Raw genomic sequence first — 15,332 nt, 5'->3', positions numbered from 1 at the left:
TGGAGCCGGTGGACTACCACCACCCGCGCGGCGCCGCCTGCTGCGGTGCGGGCGTCCAGAGACCCGGCTCGCCGTATTCCGGCGCGCTGTCGGCCCGGGCGGCGCGGCGCAGGGGGCGGCGCGGCGCGTCCGCCTCCTCGTAGCGTCCGGTCGGCCACGCGTCGGCATCCGCGACCGGGCGCTCGGGGGCGCGGCGATGGACCGTCCGGGTCGCGGGCGGCTTGGGAGCGCGCTCGGCCTTGCGCCGCGGCGGCTCGTCCGGCAGCCGGGCGATCGCCGGCCCGCCACCGCCCGGCAGCCCGAGGGCCGCGCGCATCGGCGCGTCGTAGCCGTAGAGGTCCGGCAGGGTGCGGTAGGTGCCACCGTCGTCCACGAAGGCGGTGAAGTAGGCGAGGTGGACCGGCAGCTTCTCCGGCAGCCGGATCGTGCGCTCACCCTTGCCGATCAGCTTCTTCAACCGGTCCTCGGACCAGTTCGGCAGCACCACGTCGGCGAGGCGGAACGGATCGTCGACGCGCACGCAGCCGTGGCTGAAATCGCGCTTCGAGGCGGAGAACAGCGAGCGGTTCGGCGTGTCGTGCAGGTAGACCGCGTGCTGGTTCGGGAACATGAACTTGATGAAGCCGAGGGCGTTGCGCTCCCCCGGGGGCTGGCGCAGCGAGATGTGCCCGCCGCGACGGACGACCTCGTAGCCGCCCCAGGTCTTGCCGCCGTAGCCGGCGAGCTTCGGCGCCATCGTCTTCAGGATCGAGGGCGGAACGTACCAGGACGGGTTGACGACCGCGTACTCCATCATCCCGGAGAACAGCGGCGTGCGCGATTCCGGCTTGCCGACGATGACCCGCGCCTCGTCGCGCATGACGCCGCCCCGGTAAGCGCGCAGGCGATATTCCGGCACGTTGACCAAGATGTAATCCGAGCCGAGGTCGCCCGGCAGCCAGCGCCAACGCTCCATGTTGACGATGAGCTCGGCCTCTCCGCCCGTCGGGCGCGCCGTGCGGCCGGCATCGGCGAGGGCCAGGACCGTCTGGACGTTCAGGGTGCCGTTGCCCGGCAGCCCGCGGCCGCGCTGGAACTTCGCCACCGCGTCGGCCACGCCCGAATCGTACTCCTCCGGTTCGCCGGGACCCTTGTCCAGGGTCGCGGCCGGACGGTTCTCGAGGTTGAAATGCGCCCGCAGCAGCGGGACGCGGGCATCGCGCATGCCGACGCGGAGAACCGGCCCGGCCGGGAGGCGCAGCGGCTTGACGGCGGTCGGCGCCGGTCCGCGCAGGGCGGCGAGCCGCGCCTTCAGCGCCAGATAACCCGGGGTTGCGGGATTGTAGGCCTGCAGCGCCTCGCCGGCCTTCGCGCCGGCCTCGTCGAGCTTCGCCAGGACGTCGTTCCCGGCGGGAAGATCGAGGTGCGGGGTGATCAGCCGCGAGATGGAGGCCAGGTTGATCCGGCCGCCGCGGGCATCCCGGGCATAGAGCACCGCCGCCGCGGACAGGCGCAGGTCGGCGTCGGCGACCGCCTTCTCGTCGGGCTTATCGGCGAGGGTCGGGACCGTGTAGGCGCGAGGTTCGAGACCGTCCTCGGCGGCGGCCGCCAGCCGCGCCGAGACCGCCTTCGCGGCGTCGGTCCAGGCTCCGCCGGAGATCCAGAGCGGCTTGAAGCTGCGGGCCTCGTAGAAGCTCCGGATCGCGTCGCGCTCCTTGCCGGTGAGACGCAGCAGAAGGGGGGCGGGATCTGCGAATCGTGCGAAGACCGCCGCGCCGAGCGGGTCCGTCGGGGCGACCGGAACCGCGGCGGCGGGGGCCGGGGCCGGCTCGGCCGCCGGCGCCTCCGGCTTGTAGTCGGGCAGGGCCGTCGTGGCGGGCGCCCCCGGATCCGCCTGCGCGGGCGCGGCCGGCGCAGGCGAGGCAACGGCCGGGGCTGCGGGGACATCGGCGGTCGGCTGGTCCAGTGCGGCCGTCGCGGCACGGGGGGAGCCGGCCGGGGCCAGCGTGCCGCCGAGGAGGGCGGCCAGCGCGATGAGGCTGGAGCGCGGGACGCGCATCGTGATCTCCCGGGGTGCGGCGGCAGGACCGCACGCTCAGATTGTGATTATCCGCGCAAGCGTGGCTTTCAGCAACCGCAGTTATCGCGAATAGAAGGCTGGTCCTGCAGATGAATGTGTCATTTCTGATACCGCTCAGCTTACGATCCGCTCAATGATCTGCCGGCCATGTGCAGCAGGGCCGAGAATTTCACTGACCGTTGCCGAAACGAATGCGCGCGGTGCGCTAGCGCACGCCGCGCACGATCAGGCCGCATCCTCGGTTTTAGCGTCGTCCTCCAGGCCCAGATCCTTGAGCTTGCGGTAGAGCGTGGACCGGCCGATGCCGAGGCGGCGCGAGACCTCCGACATCCGCTGCCGGTAGAACTGGAGCGCGAAGCGGATGATCTCCGCTTCGAGGACGTCCATCGGCTTCATCTCGCCGGTCTCCTCGGCGACGAGCGACATGGCGTGCGGATCGCGGACCTCGACGCGGACGATCTCGCGCACCGGCTCGGGGGCGTAGGCCGGCATCTGCGGCTGGACCGGCGCCGCCGGGATCCGGACGTCAAAGCCTTCGACCTGCGCGGCGATCTGCGGGAATTCGGAGACAGTCAGTTCGTCGCCGTCTGCCAGCACCACGGCGCGGAACAGGGCATTCTCCAGCTGCCGGACGTTGCCCGGCCAGGGATAGCGCGTGAGCAGGGCCATCGCCTCCGGGCTGATCGCCCGCACGCGCTTGCCTTCCTCGGCCGAGAACCGCGCGCAGAACGAGCGGACGAGATCCGGGATGTCCTCGCGGCGCGCCCGCAAAGGGGGCAGCGTCATCGGGAAGACGTTCAGGCGGTAATAGAGGTCCTCGCGGAACTTGCCCTGCTTCACGAGGTCGAGCAGCGACCGGTTCGTCGCCGAGACGAGCCGGATGTCCACCCGCACCGAGCGCTTGCCGCCGACGGGATCGACCTCGCCCTCCTGGAGGGCGCGCAGCAGCTTGACCTGCGCGTCGAGGGGCAACTCGCCGATCTCGTCGAGGAACAGCGTCCCGCCCGAGGCCTCGACGAACTTGCCGGCGTGCTTCTCGGTGGCGCCGGTGAACGCCCCCTTCTCGTGGCCGAACAGGGTGGATTCCACCAGGTTCTCCGGGATCGCCCCGCAATTGACCGTCACGAACGGCTTGCCGCGCCGGTCGCCCGAGCCCTGGATCGCCCGGGCCAGGACCTCCTTGCCGACGCCGGACTCGCCCTCGATCAGCACCGGGATGTTCGACTTGGCGGCCCGCTCGGCGAGGCGGATCACCCGCTCCATGTCGGGGCTCTTCGAGGTGAGATCCTTGAAGGTGAGCGCCCCGGAGGCGCGGCGGCGCATGCGGCGCACCTCCTCCTCGAGCGTGTCGACCCGCAGGGCGTTCTTGATCGAGACCTGGAGCCGCTCCGCGCCCGCGGGCTTGACCACGAAATCCACCGCGCCGGCCCGCATCGCGCTGACCACCGTGTCGATGGACCCGTTGGAGGTCTGGACGATGACCGGCGTGGCGAGGCCGCTCTTGCGCATCTCGGCCAGGACACCCAGCCCGTCGAGCCCCGGCATGACGAGGTCGAGGAGCACGACATCCGCCCCCTCGGATCTCAGAAGGCTCAGCGCGTCCGCGCCCGTCTCGGCGATCCGCGCCTCGAAGCCGAAACGGCGCACGGCCGCCTCGGCCAGGCGCCGCTGGACCGGATCGTCATCCACGATGAGCACGGTGGCGGACATAGCGGCTCCCTGAACGGCGCACGAAGGCCGGACACGCGACGCGGGTTCGACCCGCTCGCGGCCTCCGATTCGGCGACTGTTTCGTTTCGAGCCGCAGGGTGACCGACACTCGTAAAGTGCCGCTTAACGACGTTCGCGGCGCGTCGTCACCAATCGCGCGCCGGTCCGACGGACCGCCCGCGTTGAACGCGTGGCGGCACGCTCGATATCAGGGTACGGGGCCGGAGCCCTTGGAGAGGATTGCACACCATGATGCCGAGCCACACCGCCTCGCCGGTGACTGTCCGCCTGCCGGAGGGCGTGAGTGCCGCGCGCGCCGCCGCGAAGGCTGCCGACCTCGGCCATCTTCCGGAATGGGACCTCACGGATCTCTATTCCGGCCTCGATGATCCGAACTTCTCCGGCGACATGACTCGCGCCGAGGAGGAGTGCCGCCGCTTCTCCGAGACCTATGCCGGCCGGATCGCCGAGCTCGCCGCCGGGCCGGACGCGTCCGCGCGTCTGGCCGAGGCGGTGCGGACCTACGAGGGCATCGAGGACCTGCTCGGCAAGCTCATGTCGTTCGCGGGGCTCGTGTATTCCGGCGACACCACCGACGAGGCGCGGGCCAAGTTCTACGGCGACACCCGCGAGCGGCTGACCGGCGCCTCGGCGGATCTCCTCTTCTTCGCCCTGGAGCTGAACCGCGTCGACGACGCCGCGATGAACGCCGCGATGGCCGGAGGGCCGCTCGCGCACTACGCCCCGTGGATCGAGGACCTGCGGCGCGAGAAGCCGCACCAGCTCGACGACCGCACCGAGAAGCTGTTTCTCGAGAAGTCGGTCACGTCGAACGCCGCCTGGGACCGGCTGTTCAACGAGACGATCGCCTCGCTGCGCTTCACCGTGCAGGGCGAGGAGATGCCGCTGGAGCCGACGCTCAACAAGCTTCAGGATCCGGACGGCGCGGTCCGCAAGGAGGCGGCCGGCGCGATCAGCGCGGTGCTGCGCGGTCAGTTGCGGGTCTTCACGCTCATCACCAACACGCTGGCGAAGGACAAGGAGATCAGCGACCGCTGGCGCGGGTTCAAGGACGTGGCCGACGCGCGCCACCTGTCGAATCGGGTCGAGCCCGAGGTGGTGGAAGCGCTCGTCGACGCGGTGCGGGCGGCCTATCCCCGGCTGTCCCACCGCTACTACACGCTCAAAGCGAAGTGGTTCGGGCAGGAGGCGCTGCCCTACTGGGACCGCAACGCGCCGCTGCCGCGCGTCGAGCAGCGCACGATCCCGTGGACGGAGGCCCGCGACACGGTGCTGTCCGCCTACGACGCGTTCTCGCCGAAGATGGCGGGGATCGCGCGGCGCTTCTTCGACGAGCGCTGGATCGACGCGCCGACCCGTCCGGGCAAGGCGCCGGGCGCCTTCGCGCATCCGACCGTGCCCTCCGTCCACCCCTACGTGCTGGTCAACTACCAGGGCAAGCCGCGGGACGTGATGACGCTGGCGCACGAGCTCGGCCACGGCGTCCACCAGGTGCTCGCCGGGCCGAACGGCGCCCTGATGGCGCCGACACCCCTGACCCTCGCCGAGACGGCGAGCGTGTTCGGCGAGATGCTGACCTTCCGTCGGCTCCTCGCCGCGACCACCGACACGACCCAGCGCCGGGCCATGCTCGCCGCCAAGGTCGAGGACATGATCAACACGGTGGTGCGCCAGATCGCGTTCTACTCGTTCGAGCGGAAGGTCCATCTCGCCCGCGCCAAGGGCGAGCTGACTACCGACCAGATCAACGCGCTGTGGCTGTCCGTCCAGGCGGAATCGCTCGGTCCGGCGATCACGCTGGATTCAGGCTACGAGCCGTTCTGGGCCTACATCCCGCATTTCATCCACTCCCCGTTCTACGTCTACGCCTACGCGTTCGGCGACTGCCTGGTGAACTCGCTCTACGGCGTCTACGCCCGGGCGGAGGAAGGCTTCGTGGACCGCTACTTCGCGCTGCTCTCGGCCGGCGGCTCGAAGCCCTACGGCGAGCTGCTCGCGCCCTTCGGCCTCGACGCCAAGGATCCGGGCTTCTGGCAGATCGGTCTCGGGATGATCGAGAGCATGATCGTCGAGCTGGAGAGCATGGAAGGTCGGGCCTGAGCGGGGCGCCGCGGGCTCGGCCGATGCCCGCGGCGCAGGGACCCACGCCCCTGGTTCGCGGCCGGGGGCGGCTTATCTGCGGATCATCGTCAGACGAGCAGATCGAGTGATGGCCGAGACCGACCGCGAAGCCAACCGCTTCTCCGCCCGCGCCGGGCGCTACGCCAGCGTGGGCGCCAATGTCGGCGGTGTCGCCGCCCGGATGGCCATGGCGCGGCTGTTCGGAAAGGAGGGCACCACCAACGCCGCCGCCCTGGCGCAGGCGCTGGGCGGCCTGAAGGGGCCGATCATGAAGGTGGCCCAGCTGCTGGCCACCGTCCCGGACCTGCTCCCGCCGGAGTACGCCACCGAGCTGCAGAAGCTCCAGGCCGACGCGCCGCCGATGGGCGCGGCCTTCGTCCGACGCCGGATGCAGTCGGAACTGGGCGCCGGCTGGCAGGCGCGATTCGGGAGCTTCGACCTCAAGCCCGCGGCCGCGGCCTCGCTGGGGCAGGTCCACCGCGCGACTACCGAGGACGGCGAGCGGCTCGCCTGCAAGCTGCAATATCCGGACATGCAATCGGCCGTGGAGGCCGACCTCAAGCAGCTGGAGGTCGCATTCGCGCTGCACCGCCGGATGAACACGTGGCTCGATACGCGCGAGATCGCGAAGGAGATCGGCGCCCGGGTGCGCGAGGAACTCGACTACGAGCGCGAGGCCAAGCACGCGGCGCTCTACGGGGCCGTGCTGAAGGACATCGACGCGGTGCGCGTGCCGCGCGTCTTCCCTGAGCTCTCGACGAAGCGCCTGCTCACGCTCGGCTGGCTCGACGGAGACAAGATCCTGGGCTTCGCCGACGAGCCCGTCGAGGTGCGTAACCGGATCGCTCAGGCGATGTTCAAGGCGTGGTGGCACCCGTTCAGCCGGGCGGCGGTGATCCACGGCGACCCGCATCTCGGCAATTACACGGTCTTCTCTGACGCCGGAGAGGCCGCCGGGATCAACCTGCTGGATTACGGCTGCGTCCGGATCTTCCATCCGCGATTCGTCGGCGGCGTCGTGGACCTCTATCGCGGCCTGCTGGAGAACGACGACGCCCGCATCGTCCACGCCTACGAGGTCTGGGGTTTCAAGGACCTCGACAAGGAGAAGATCGAGATCCTGAACATCTGGGCCCGCTTCATCTACGGGCCGCTGCTCGAGGACCGCACCCGCACCGTCGCGGACGGGGTGAAGCCGGGGGAGTACGGTCGGCGGCAGGCCTTCCAGGTCCATCAGGCCCTGAAGGAGCGGGGACCCGTGACGGTGCCGCAGGAATTCGTCTTCATGGATCGTGCCGCCGTGGGCCTGGGCGCCGTGTTCCTCCACCTCAGGTCGGAACTCAACTACCACCGGTTGTTCGAAGCCGAGATCGAGCATTTCTCGCTGGACGAACTCACGAAGCGTCAGGGTCGGGTGCTCGCCGAGGCGGACCTGCCGAAACCGGCCTGAGTCGGCGCGAAGATCCACCGAGAGAGCGATCAACTTGCGTGCGTCCGATTGCGGCAGGTAAACGCTTGAGCTACATCCGACCGCGACCGCAAGAAGTCGCGTCTTAGGGAAACGAGCGCACGATGGCCGAGAGTGACACGGTGGCCGGGCACACCTACAGCCCGGCGATGGACGCGAAGACTCACGAGCAGACCTATCGCGGGTTCGTCCGGTTCGTCGAAATCGCCACCGGCGTCGTGATCTGCTGGGTGCTGGCCCTCGCCATCGGCGGGATCCGCGAAGCTTGGCTGCTGGCCATCGTCGGCGTGATCGCTTCGGGAGCCGCGGGCGCGGTGGGCGCTCTCGCACCGGCCGTCGGGTGGAAGGCCCCGCTGGTCGTCGGGATTCTGCTGGTCCTGTACCTGTTCTTCGCCTGAAATGTTCGAGGGCGGTGGCGTTGAGCGCCGCCGCGGATGACGAGCCCGCTCGCGATCGCCGGGCGGGTCGCTGACGCATTGTTGGCAATTAAATTGAGCGCAAGTTACATTCCGGCCGCTTCCAACGCGGTATCGTAGGTCCGCCTCTCGAAAAGCGTCGCCGGTTCGCGCATTCGAAGGCCGAGCTTTTCCAGGGGAACCCTCGCATGCGCATTGCTGTGCTGTCCGAGACGGACTCCGCGGAGCCGCGCGTCGCCGCGGTTCCTGAGACCGTCAAGAAGTTCAAATCTCTCGGTGCTGACGTCGTGGTGCAGTCCGGAGCGGGCCAGAGGGCCGGCATTCTGGATTCCGAGTACGAGGCCGCCGGCGCCGGCATCGCGGGGAGCGCCGCCGATGCCGCCAGGGATGCCGACCTCGTGCTGAAGGTCCGGCGCCCGAGCGCCGAAGAGCTGCCGCAGTTGAAGCGCGGCGCCACCGTGATCGCGATCATGGACCCCTACGGCAACGAGGAGGCCTTGAGGGCGATGGCCGAGGCCGGCGTCGACGGCTTCGCCATGGAGCTGATGCCCCGCATCACCCGCGCGCAGGTGATGGACGTCCTGTCCTCGCAGGCGAATCTCGCCGGTTACCGCGCGGTCGTCGACGGCGCCGCCGAGTACGGCCGGGCGATGCCGATGATGATGACCGCCGCCGGCACGGTGCCGGCCGCCCGCGTGTTCGTCATGGGCGTCGGCGTGGCCGGCCTCCAGGCCATCGCGACCGCCCGACGCCTCGGCGCGGTCGTCACCGCCACCGATGTCCGGCCCGCCACCAAGGAGCAGGTCGAATCGCTGGGCGCCAAGTTCGTCGCCGTCGAGGACGACGAGTTCAAGCAGGCCGAGACCGCCGGCGGTTACGCCAAGGAGATGTCGGCCGAGTATCAGAAGAAGCAGGCAGAGCTGGTCAAGGGCCACATCGCCAAGCAGGATATCGTCATCACCACCGCGCTGATCCCCGGCCGGCCGGCGCCGAAGCTGGTCTCCGAGGAGATGGTGGCGTCGATGAAGCCGGGTTCGGTGCTGGTCGACCTCGCGGTGGAGCGCGGCGGCAACGTCGCCGGCGCCAAGGCCGGCGAGGTCGTCACGAACGACCGCGGCGTGAAGATCGTCGGCCACGTCAATGTGCCGGGGCGGCTCGCCGCCACGTCGTCGAGCCTCTACGCCCGCAACCTCTACGCCTTCGTCGAGACCCTGATCGACAAGGAGTCGAAGGCGCTGGCCATCAACTGGGACGACGAGCTGGTGAAGGCCACGAACCTCACCCGCGACGGCGCGGTCGTGCACGCGTCCTTCCAGCCCAAGACCGATGGCGCAGCCTCGGAAGCCGCCTCCGTGGGGCTGGCCAAGTCGGAGGCCAACAAGGCGTCCGGCACGGCCACCCCGGCGGGCGCGCAGTGAAGCCCGGCCGAGAGGAGTAGCAGAATGGCAAACGTCATCGTCCCTCCCGATCAGGCCGCCGATCAGGCCCGCGTGCTGGCCGACGCCGCGCGCGCGGCGGCCGCGGTGGCGCGCAACGCCGCCGATCAGGCGCAGATCATCGCCGACGGCATGGGCCACGGGCTGAGCGCCGCCACGGGCGGCGCGGTCGATCCCACGGTGTTCCGGCTCGCGATCTTCGTGCTGGCGATCTTCGTCGGATACTACGTGGTCTGGTCGGTGACCCCGGCCCTGCACACCCCGCTCATGTCGGTCACCAATGCGATCTCGTCGGTGATCATCGTGGGCGCGATCCTGGCGGTCGGCGTTCCGCTGATCGAGAAGGGCACCGGGCTGGCCCGGTTCTTCGGCTTCATCGGCATCGTGCTCGCCAGCGTGAACATCTTCGGCGGCTTCCTCGTCACGCAACGCATGCTCGGCATGTACAAGAAGAAGGGCTGAGCCGGTGTCAGAGAACGTCTCCTCCCTTCTCTATATCGTCGCCGGCGTCCTGTTCATCATGGCGCTGCGGGGGCTCTCGCACCCCACAACCTCCCGGCAGGGCAACCTGTACGGCATGGTCGGCATGGGGCTCGCGATCCTGACGACGCTCGTCGGCCACCCGCCGGCGGGTGCAGGCGCCTGGATCCTCGTGCTGCTGGGCCTCGGCATCGGCGGCGGCGCGGGCGCGGTGATCGCCAAGCGCGTGCCGATGACCGCGATGCCGCAGCTTGTGGCGGCGTTCCACTCGCTGGTCGGCCTCGCGGCCGTCTTCGTGGCGGCGGGCGCACTCTACGCCCCGCAGGCCTTCGGCATCATCGAGAACGGCCACTTCCACAAGCAGTCGCTCTTCGAGATGGGTCTCGGCGTCGCCATCGGCGCCATCACCTTCACCGGCTCGGTGATCGCGTTCGCCAAGCTCGACGGTCGCATGTCCGGCAAGCCGATCATGCTGCCCCAGCGCCACCTGATCAACGCGCTGCTGGCCGCCGGCCTCGTGCTGCTGATCGCCCTGTTCATCGGCACCGAGTCGAAGGCGATCTTCTGGCTGATCGTCATCGCCTCGCTCGTGCTGGGCGGGCTGATCATCATCCCGATCGGCGGCGCCGACATGCCGGTGGTCGTGTCGATGCTCAACTCCTACTCGGGCTGGGCGGCGGCGGGCATCGGCTTCACCCTGGGCAACCTCGCGCTGATCATCACCGGCTCGCTGGTCGGATCCTCGGGCGCGATCCTGTCGTACATCATGTGCCACGCGATGAACCGGTCGTTCATCTCGGTCATCCTCGGCGGCTTCGGCGGCGACACGGCCGCGGCCGGAACCGGTCAGGTCGAGACCCGGCCCGTGAAGCAGGGTTCGGCCGACGACGCGGCCTACATCATGAAGAACGCCGAGCGGGTCATCATCGTCCCAGGCTACGGCATGGCGGTCGCCCAGGCGCAGCATTCGCTGCGCGAGATGGCCGACATGCTGAAGAAGGAGGGCGTCGACGTGAAGTACGCCATCCATCCGGTGGCGGGCCGCATGCCGGGCCACATGAACGTGCTGCTGGCCGAGGCCAACGTGCCCTACGACGAGGTGTTCGAGCTGGAGGACATCAACGGCGAGTTCCCGCAGGCGGACGTCGCCTTCGTGATCGGCGCCAACGACGTGACGAACCCGGCCGCCAAGACCGACAAGGCCTCGCCGATCTACGGCATGCCGATCCTGGACGTGGAGAAGGCCAAGACCGTGCTGTTCATCAAGCGCGGCATGGGCTCCGGCTACGCGGGCGTCGAGAACGAGGTGTTCTTCCGCGACAACACCATGATGCTGTTCGGCGACGCCAAGAAGGTCGTCGACAACATCCTGAAGTCGCTCTGAGACTCAGGTCTCCGGCAGATCCGACGGGCGGGCAGCGATGCCCGCCCTTTTTCGTTGTGCCGGATCGCGTTCGCCGTCGCTGTTGCGGCGAGGCGCAAGATTCCCCGCGCGGCCCGGTGTAGGGTGGCGCCCGTGTCGTCCGCTCCGCTCCTCGCCGAACCGCCGCCCTTCCTGGGTGTCGCCGCCTCCGTGACCGGTCGGCGCTGGCAGGAGCGCTGCGGCGGCGCGGCCGTCCAGAATCAGATCGCCAAGATGGTCCAGGCCCACGGCCTCCCGGAGTTGCTGGCCCGGGTCCTGGCGGGACGGGGCATCGTCCCGGAAGCGGCGCCCCGTCACCTCGCGCCGCGGCTGCGGGACCTGATGCCGGATCCGGACACGCTGCTCGATATGGAGGCGGCCGTCCGCCGCCTCGTCCGCGCCGTGAAGCGCGGGGAGACGGTGGCGGTGTTCGGCGACTACGATGTCGACGGCGCCGCGAGCGCGGCGCTCCTCGCCGGCTATCTCCGCAACCTGGGACTGCGCGCGCCGATCCACATCCCCGACCGGATCACCGAGGGCTACGGCCCCAACGTCGCGGCGATCACCGCGCTGGCGGCGGAGGGCGCGACACTCCTCGTCTGCGTCGATTGCGGGACGAGCGGCCACGCGCCGCTGGAGGAGGCCGAGAAATCCGGTCTCGACGTCATCGTCCTCGACCACCACGCGGCTTCCGAGATCCTCCCCCCCGCCCGCGCCGTGGTCAATCCGAATCGCCTCGACGACCTGTCGGGCCTCGGCCATCTCTGCGCCGCCGGCATCGTCTTCCTGACCCTGGTGGCGCTGAACCGCGCCCTGCGGCAGGAGGGCTTCTTCGGCAGCCATCGTCCCGAACCGCAGCTCACCGATGCCCTCGACCTCGTGGCGCTGGCGACCGTGGCCGACGTCGTGCCTCTCACGGGCCTCAACCGGGCCTTCGTGACCCAGGGGCTCACGGTCATGCGCCATCGCGGCCGCACCGGGCTCGCGGCGCTGCTGGACGCGGCCTCGCTCGGCGAGCCTCCGGAAGCGTGGCATCTCGGCTTCGTGCTCGGGCCGCGCATCAATGCCGGCGGGCGCATCGGCGACTCGGCCCTGGGCGCCCGCCTGCTGACCACGGCGGACCCGGGCGAGGCGGCCCGGATCGCCGCCGACCTCGATCGCCTCAACCGCGAGCGTCAGGCGATCGAGGCGCAGGCCGTCCTGGAGGCCGAGGCCGAGATGGACCGGGCCCTGACGCTCGATCCGGACCGTACCGTGCTGGTGACTGCCAGCGCCGAGTGGCACCCCGGCATCGTCGGCCTCATCGCCTCCCGGCTGAAGGAGCGCTTCAACCGGCCGGCCTTCGCGTTCGCGATCCGTCCGGACGGGACCGCCACGGGCTCGGGGCGCTCGATCCCGGGCGCGGATCTGGGGCTCGCGGTCCGCGCCTGCGTGGAGGCCCGGCTCGCCAGCAAGGGCGGCGGCCATGCCATGGCGGCCGGCGTGACCGTGCGGGCCGACGACATCCCCCGCTTCGAGGCGCATCTGGCGATGCTGCTCGGGGCGAGCGTCGCGGTGGCCCGGGCCGCCGATGCCCTGCTGATCGACGGCGGCCTCAGCGCCGGCGGCGCCACCGCGGAGACGGTCCGGCTGCTGCAGCGGGCCGGCCCGTTCGGCCAGGGTGCGCCCGAGCCGATCTTCGCGCTGGGCCGGCACCGCCTCGTCGACGCCGGTGTGGTCGGCTCCAGCCATGTCAGGGCCCGGCTGCGCAGCCGCGACGGGCAGGTGGTGGGAGCGATCTGTTTCCGCGCCGCCGAACGACCGCTCGGCCTGGCCTTGCTGAACGGGATCGGCCGGGAGATGCACGTGGCCGGGACCCTGTCCTGCGACCGCTGGCGCGGCGCCGAGCGCGCCCAGCTCCGGATCGTCGATCTGGCGCCGTCCGAATCCTGAGACGTCCGGCGTCAGCCGCCGGCCATCACGAGCGCCCAGAAGCGCTTGTACCGGGTGGTCGGGGCATCGACCCGGGCGATCCCGATCCTGCGGATCTGCGGCAGCAGCATGTTCCTGTTGTGCTCGGGACTCGCCTTCCAGCGGGCGAGCACCTGCTCCAGGGTCTCGGATCCGGCGCTGAGATTCTCGGCCGCCCAGGATCTCGCGAGACCGGCCGACGCCATGCGCGAGCTGAAGCTGCCGCCGACATCGTGGCTGAGCTGGCCGTGGCGGGCGTTGTTGCCGGCCTGAAAGGCCGCCGCCTTCACGAGAGCCGAGTCGACCACGACCGGGCTCAGGCCGTGCTGGACCCGGTAGGCCGAGATCGCTGCGGCGGCCGCGACCTCGTCGAGCACGGCGGTGTGCGTCGCGTTCTCGACGGGAGTCTCGGGCAGGACCGAGAGACCGCCGCACCCGACGAGGGCCAGCGGGAGGGCGACAGCGAGGGCGAGACTGAGCTTGGGCACGGTCCGGTCGGCAATTCGTGTGACGGGATCGCCTCCCTCCGGCGCGGTTGCGGCGAAAGCGCGGCGCGCGGCGCGCCCGGACCATCCCGCCGAACAGCGTGGCGCCGGCGCCACGCCGGGCCCGGATCAGGCCGCCAGGGCGCTGCCCTTGAGCATGGAGGGCGCGAAGGCGCGCAGGAGATCCGGATCCAGGTGCCCGGTGTTGTCGGCCATGATCGACAGCGCCTCCGCGGGAGTGGCAGGCTGCCGATAGGTGCGCCGCTCGGTCAGGGCGGAGAACACGTCGCAGATCGTCACGATCCGCACGAGGTCCGAGATCGCCGCACCGGACAGCCGATCGGGATAGCCCTTCCCGTCGAGACGCTCGTGGTGGTGAAGGACCACGTCGATCACCGCCTCCTCGAAATCGCCGTGCACGCGAAGCAGATCGGCGCCGATATCGGGATGGCGCTGCATGAGGCGCGATTCCTCGGGATTGAGCGGTCCCGGCTTGTTGAGGATCTCCGCGGGGATACGCGCCTTGCCGATGTCGTGCAGCAGCGCCGAGCGCACCAGCAACGCGAGGTCGGTCTGACCGAGGCCGATCTGCGAGCCGAAGGTGGCGGCGTGGCCGGCGACGCCGAGGGTGTGCTGGTAAACGCCGATCTCGTGGCGCCACACCGCGGTGAGCCACTCGGCGATCCCGACCTCCGAGACGGCCGCGAGGACCAGCTCGGTTCCGCGATCCGCGTCGGCGCGCTGCAGACGGGCGCCGAGGGCGGCGCTGTCGAAGATCTCGGCGACGACGGCGGTGGCGCCCGAGACGCGCTCCAGGAGCCGACGCTGCCGCAACTCGGCGGAGCGCGTCGCCTCCTCGATCATGGCGAAGACATTCGCCAATACGAGCTGGCGGGGCGACGCGGCCGGCAGCTGACGGAGGTAGCGAGCGGCCGGCAGGGGTTCGCCGCGCACGAGAACGAGGCGCGGGACCGGCGGTCCGTGATGGGCGAGGGTGGATTGCAGCTCGGCGCTACGGGCCGGCGGCAGGTCCAGGATGACGAGATGTGGCCGCCCTGACGGCAGCGGGACGCCGGGCGGAATCGCACGACAGTCCATCACCAGCGCGATCGCGCGCTCGAGGGCCGATCGTTCGGACGGACGATCCGAGACGATCAGGACGAAAGGCCCGTCCGAGAAACGCGATGCGGGGCCGAGGGCCAACGCGGTAGCTCCTCGCCCGCACGGTCAACGATCGGTTCACCCTACGCGTAAAATTTGAGGAAAGCGTTAACCCTACGCATTCTCAGCCGCTGCGGACCGGCCTTGTCCTCAGGCGAGCTTCGCGGACGCGACCTCGGCGGCGGGCTCGACGGTCGCGTGACCACCCTCCGCGGCGGAGAGGAAGTCCGCGAACTTCACGGTCAGCAACGCCTGGCAGGCGGCGAAGGCGACAAAGATGGCGAGGAAGCTGGCGATCATCGGACTATCCGGCGCGGTTTCGAACGGGACATGTTGCGATGCGATACGTGTCATGCCGCGGCGCAACTTGGTATGCCAGATTACGAATACCGTTCATGCCGTGCATGCATGGAGAGCGCGTGCACGCCCGCTCGCGACGGTTTTCCCTCCGCGCCATGCTCTCGATCGGATAGGTGGCGCGCCACGTTTGAGCGCTCCGCGGCCGGATTTTTTGCAACGCCGCAACGATAGTGCACGATTCAATTTGAGATCCCGTTAGACCGGGTCTCGACTGTGCATCGGAGCCGACAGACGCGACGTCGATGGCGCCGCGCAAGTGCGCG

12 protein-coding genes are annotated in these 15,332 nt (G+C 70.1%); 7 read left to right on the top strand and 5 right to left on the bottom strand.

Annotated elements, in window-relative coordinates:
* Window positions 1-13 precede the first annotated feature (13 nt).
* Both ACTJK8_RS09995 and ACTJK8_RS09990 read right to left on the bottom strand, forming a co-directional pair.
* Entirely contained in the window at window positions 14-2,038 is a 2,025-nt protein-coding gene (locus tag ACTJK8_RS09995; RefSeq protein ID WP_029357437.1) for a L,D-transpeptidase family protein, read from the bottom strand.
* Window positions 2,039-2,284: 246 nt separating this feature from the next.
* Window positions 2,285-3,769: a sigma-54-dependent transcriptional regulator gene (locus ACTJK8_RS09990; RefSeq protein WP_012319757.1), complete on the bottom strand. Its 1,485-nt coding sequence runs from the start codon at window positions 3,767-3,769 to the stop codon at window positions 2,285-2,287.
* 249 nt (window positions 3,770-4,018) lie between these two features.
* Between ACTJK8_RS09990 and ACTJK8_RS09985 the strand changes: the two genes are divergently transcribed.
* The 7 genes from ACTJK8_RS09985 (at window position 4,019) to recJ (ending at window position 13,045) form a co-directional block, all read left to right on the top strand.
* The gene (locus tag ACTJK8_RS09985) at window positions 4,019-5,890 is read left to right on the top strand and encodes a M3 family oligoendopeptidase (RefSeq protein WP_012319756.1); all 1,872 of its coding nucleotides are present in this window, start codon (window positions 4,019-4,021) and stop codon (window positions 5,888-5,890) included.
* Window positions 5,891-5,999: 109 nt separating this feature from the next.
* Window positions 6,000-7,361, top strand: coding sequence for an ABC1 kinase family protein (locus ACTJK8_RS09980; RefSeq protein WP_440761853.1), 1,362 nt, complete (start codon window positions 6,000-6,002; stop codon window positions 7,359-7,361).
* Between the two features lie 122 nt (window positions 7,362-7,483).
* Window positions 7,484-7,777 (top strand): aa3-type cytochrome c oxidase subunit IV, encoded by a 294-nt coding sequence (locus tag ACTJK8_RS09975; RefSeq protein ID WP_012319754.1) that lies wholly within the window; start codon window positions 7,484-7,486, stop codon window positions 7,775-7,777.
* A gap of 206 nt (window positions 7,778-7,983) precedes the next feature.
* Window positions 7,984-9,213: a Re/Si-specific NAD(P)(+) transhydrogenase subunit alpha gene (locus ACTJK8_RS09970; RefSeq protein WP_012319753.1), complete on the top strand. Its 1,230-nt coding sequence runs from the start codon at window positions 7,984-7,986 to the stop codon at window positions 9,211-9,213.
* A 24-nt stretch (window positions 9,214-9,237) separates the two neighbouring features.
* Entirely contained in the window at window positions 9,238-9,693 is a 456-nt protein-coding gene (locus ACTJK8_RS09965; RefSeq protein WP_012319752.1) for a proton-translocating transhydrogenase family protein, read from the top strand.
* A gap of 4 nt (window positions 9,694-9,697) precedes the next feature.
* A complete protein-coding gene (locus tag ACTJK8_RS09960) occupies window positions 9,698-11,095 on the top strand; it encodes an NAD(P)(+) transhydrogenase (Re/Si-specific) subunit beta (RefSeq protein ID WP_012319751.1) in 1,398 nt (465 codons plus the stop codon).
* A 132-nt stretch (window positions 11,096-11,227) separates the two neighbouring features.
* Window positions 11,228-13,045 carry a single-stranded-DNA-specific exonuclease RecJ gene (recJ, locus tag ACTJK8_RS09955; RefSeq protein WP_440761852.1) on the top strand — a complete coding sequence of 606 codons (1,818 nt, stop codon included), beginning with the start codon at window positions 11,228-11,230 and terminating at the stop codon, window positions 13,043-13,045.
* Window positions 13,046-13,056: 11 nt separating this feature from the next.
* Here recJ and ACTJK8_RS09950 read toward each other — a convergent pair whose 3' ends face one another.
* The 3 genes from ACTJK8_RS09950 to ACTJK8_RS09940 form a co-directional block, all read right to left on the bottom strand.
* Window positions 13,057-13,551 carry a CAP domain-containing protein gene (locus ACTJK8_RS09950; protein ID WP_440761851.1) on the bottom strand — a complete coding sequence of 165 codons (495 nt, stop codon included), beginning with the start codon at window positions 13,549-13,551 and terminating at the stop codon, window positions 13,057-13,059.
* Between the two features lie 126 nt (window positions 13,552-13,677).
* On the bottom strand, window positions 13,678-14,646 hold the full coding sequence (locus tag ACTJK8_RS09945; RefSeq protein WP_245295961.1) for an HD-GYP domain-containing protein: 969 nt from the start codon (window positions 14,644-14,646) through the stop codon (window positions 13,678-13,680).
* A gap of 213 nt (window positions 14,647-14,859) precedes the next feature.
* A complete protein-coding gene (locus ACTJK8_RS09940; protein WP_182178621.1) occupies window positions 14,860-15,009 on the bottom strand; it encodes a hypothetical protein in 150 nt (49 codons plus the stop codon).
* Between the last annotated feature and the right edge of the window lie 323 nt (window positions 15,010-15,332).

The organism is Methylobacterium sp. 22177 (genome assembly GCF_052045615.1).
Classification (GTDB): Bacteria; Pseudomonadota; Alphaproteobacteria; order Rhizobiales; family Beijerinckiaceae; genus Methylobacterium; species Methylobacterium radiotolerans.
The sequence above is the reverse complement of the archived record's forward strand: the minus strand, read 5'-3'. Positions and strand labels throughout refer to the sequence as shown.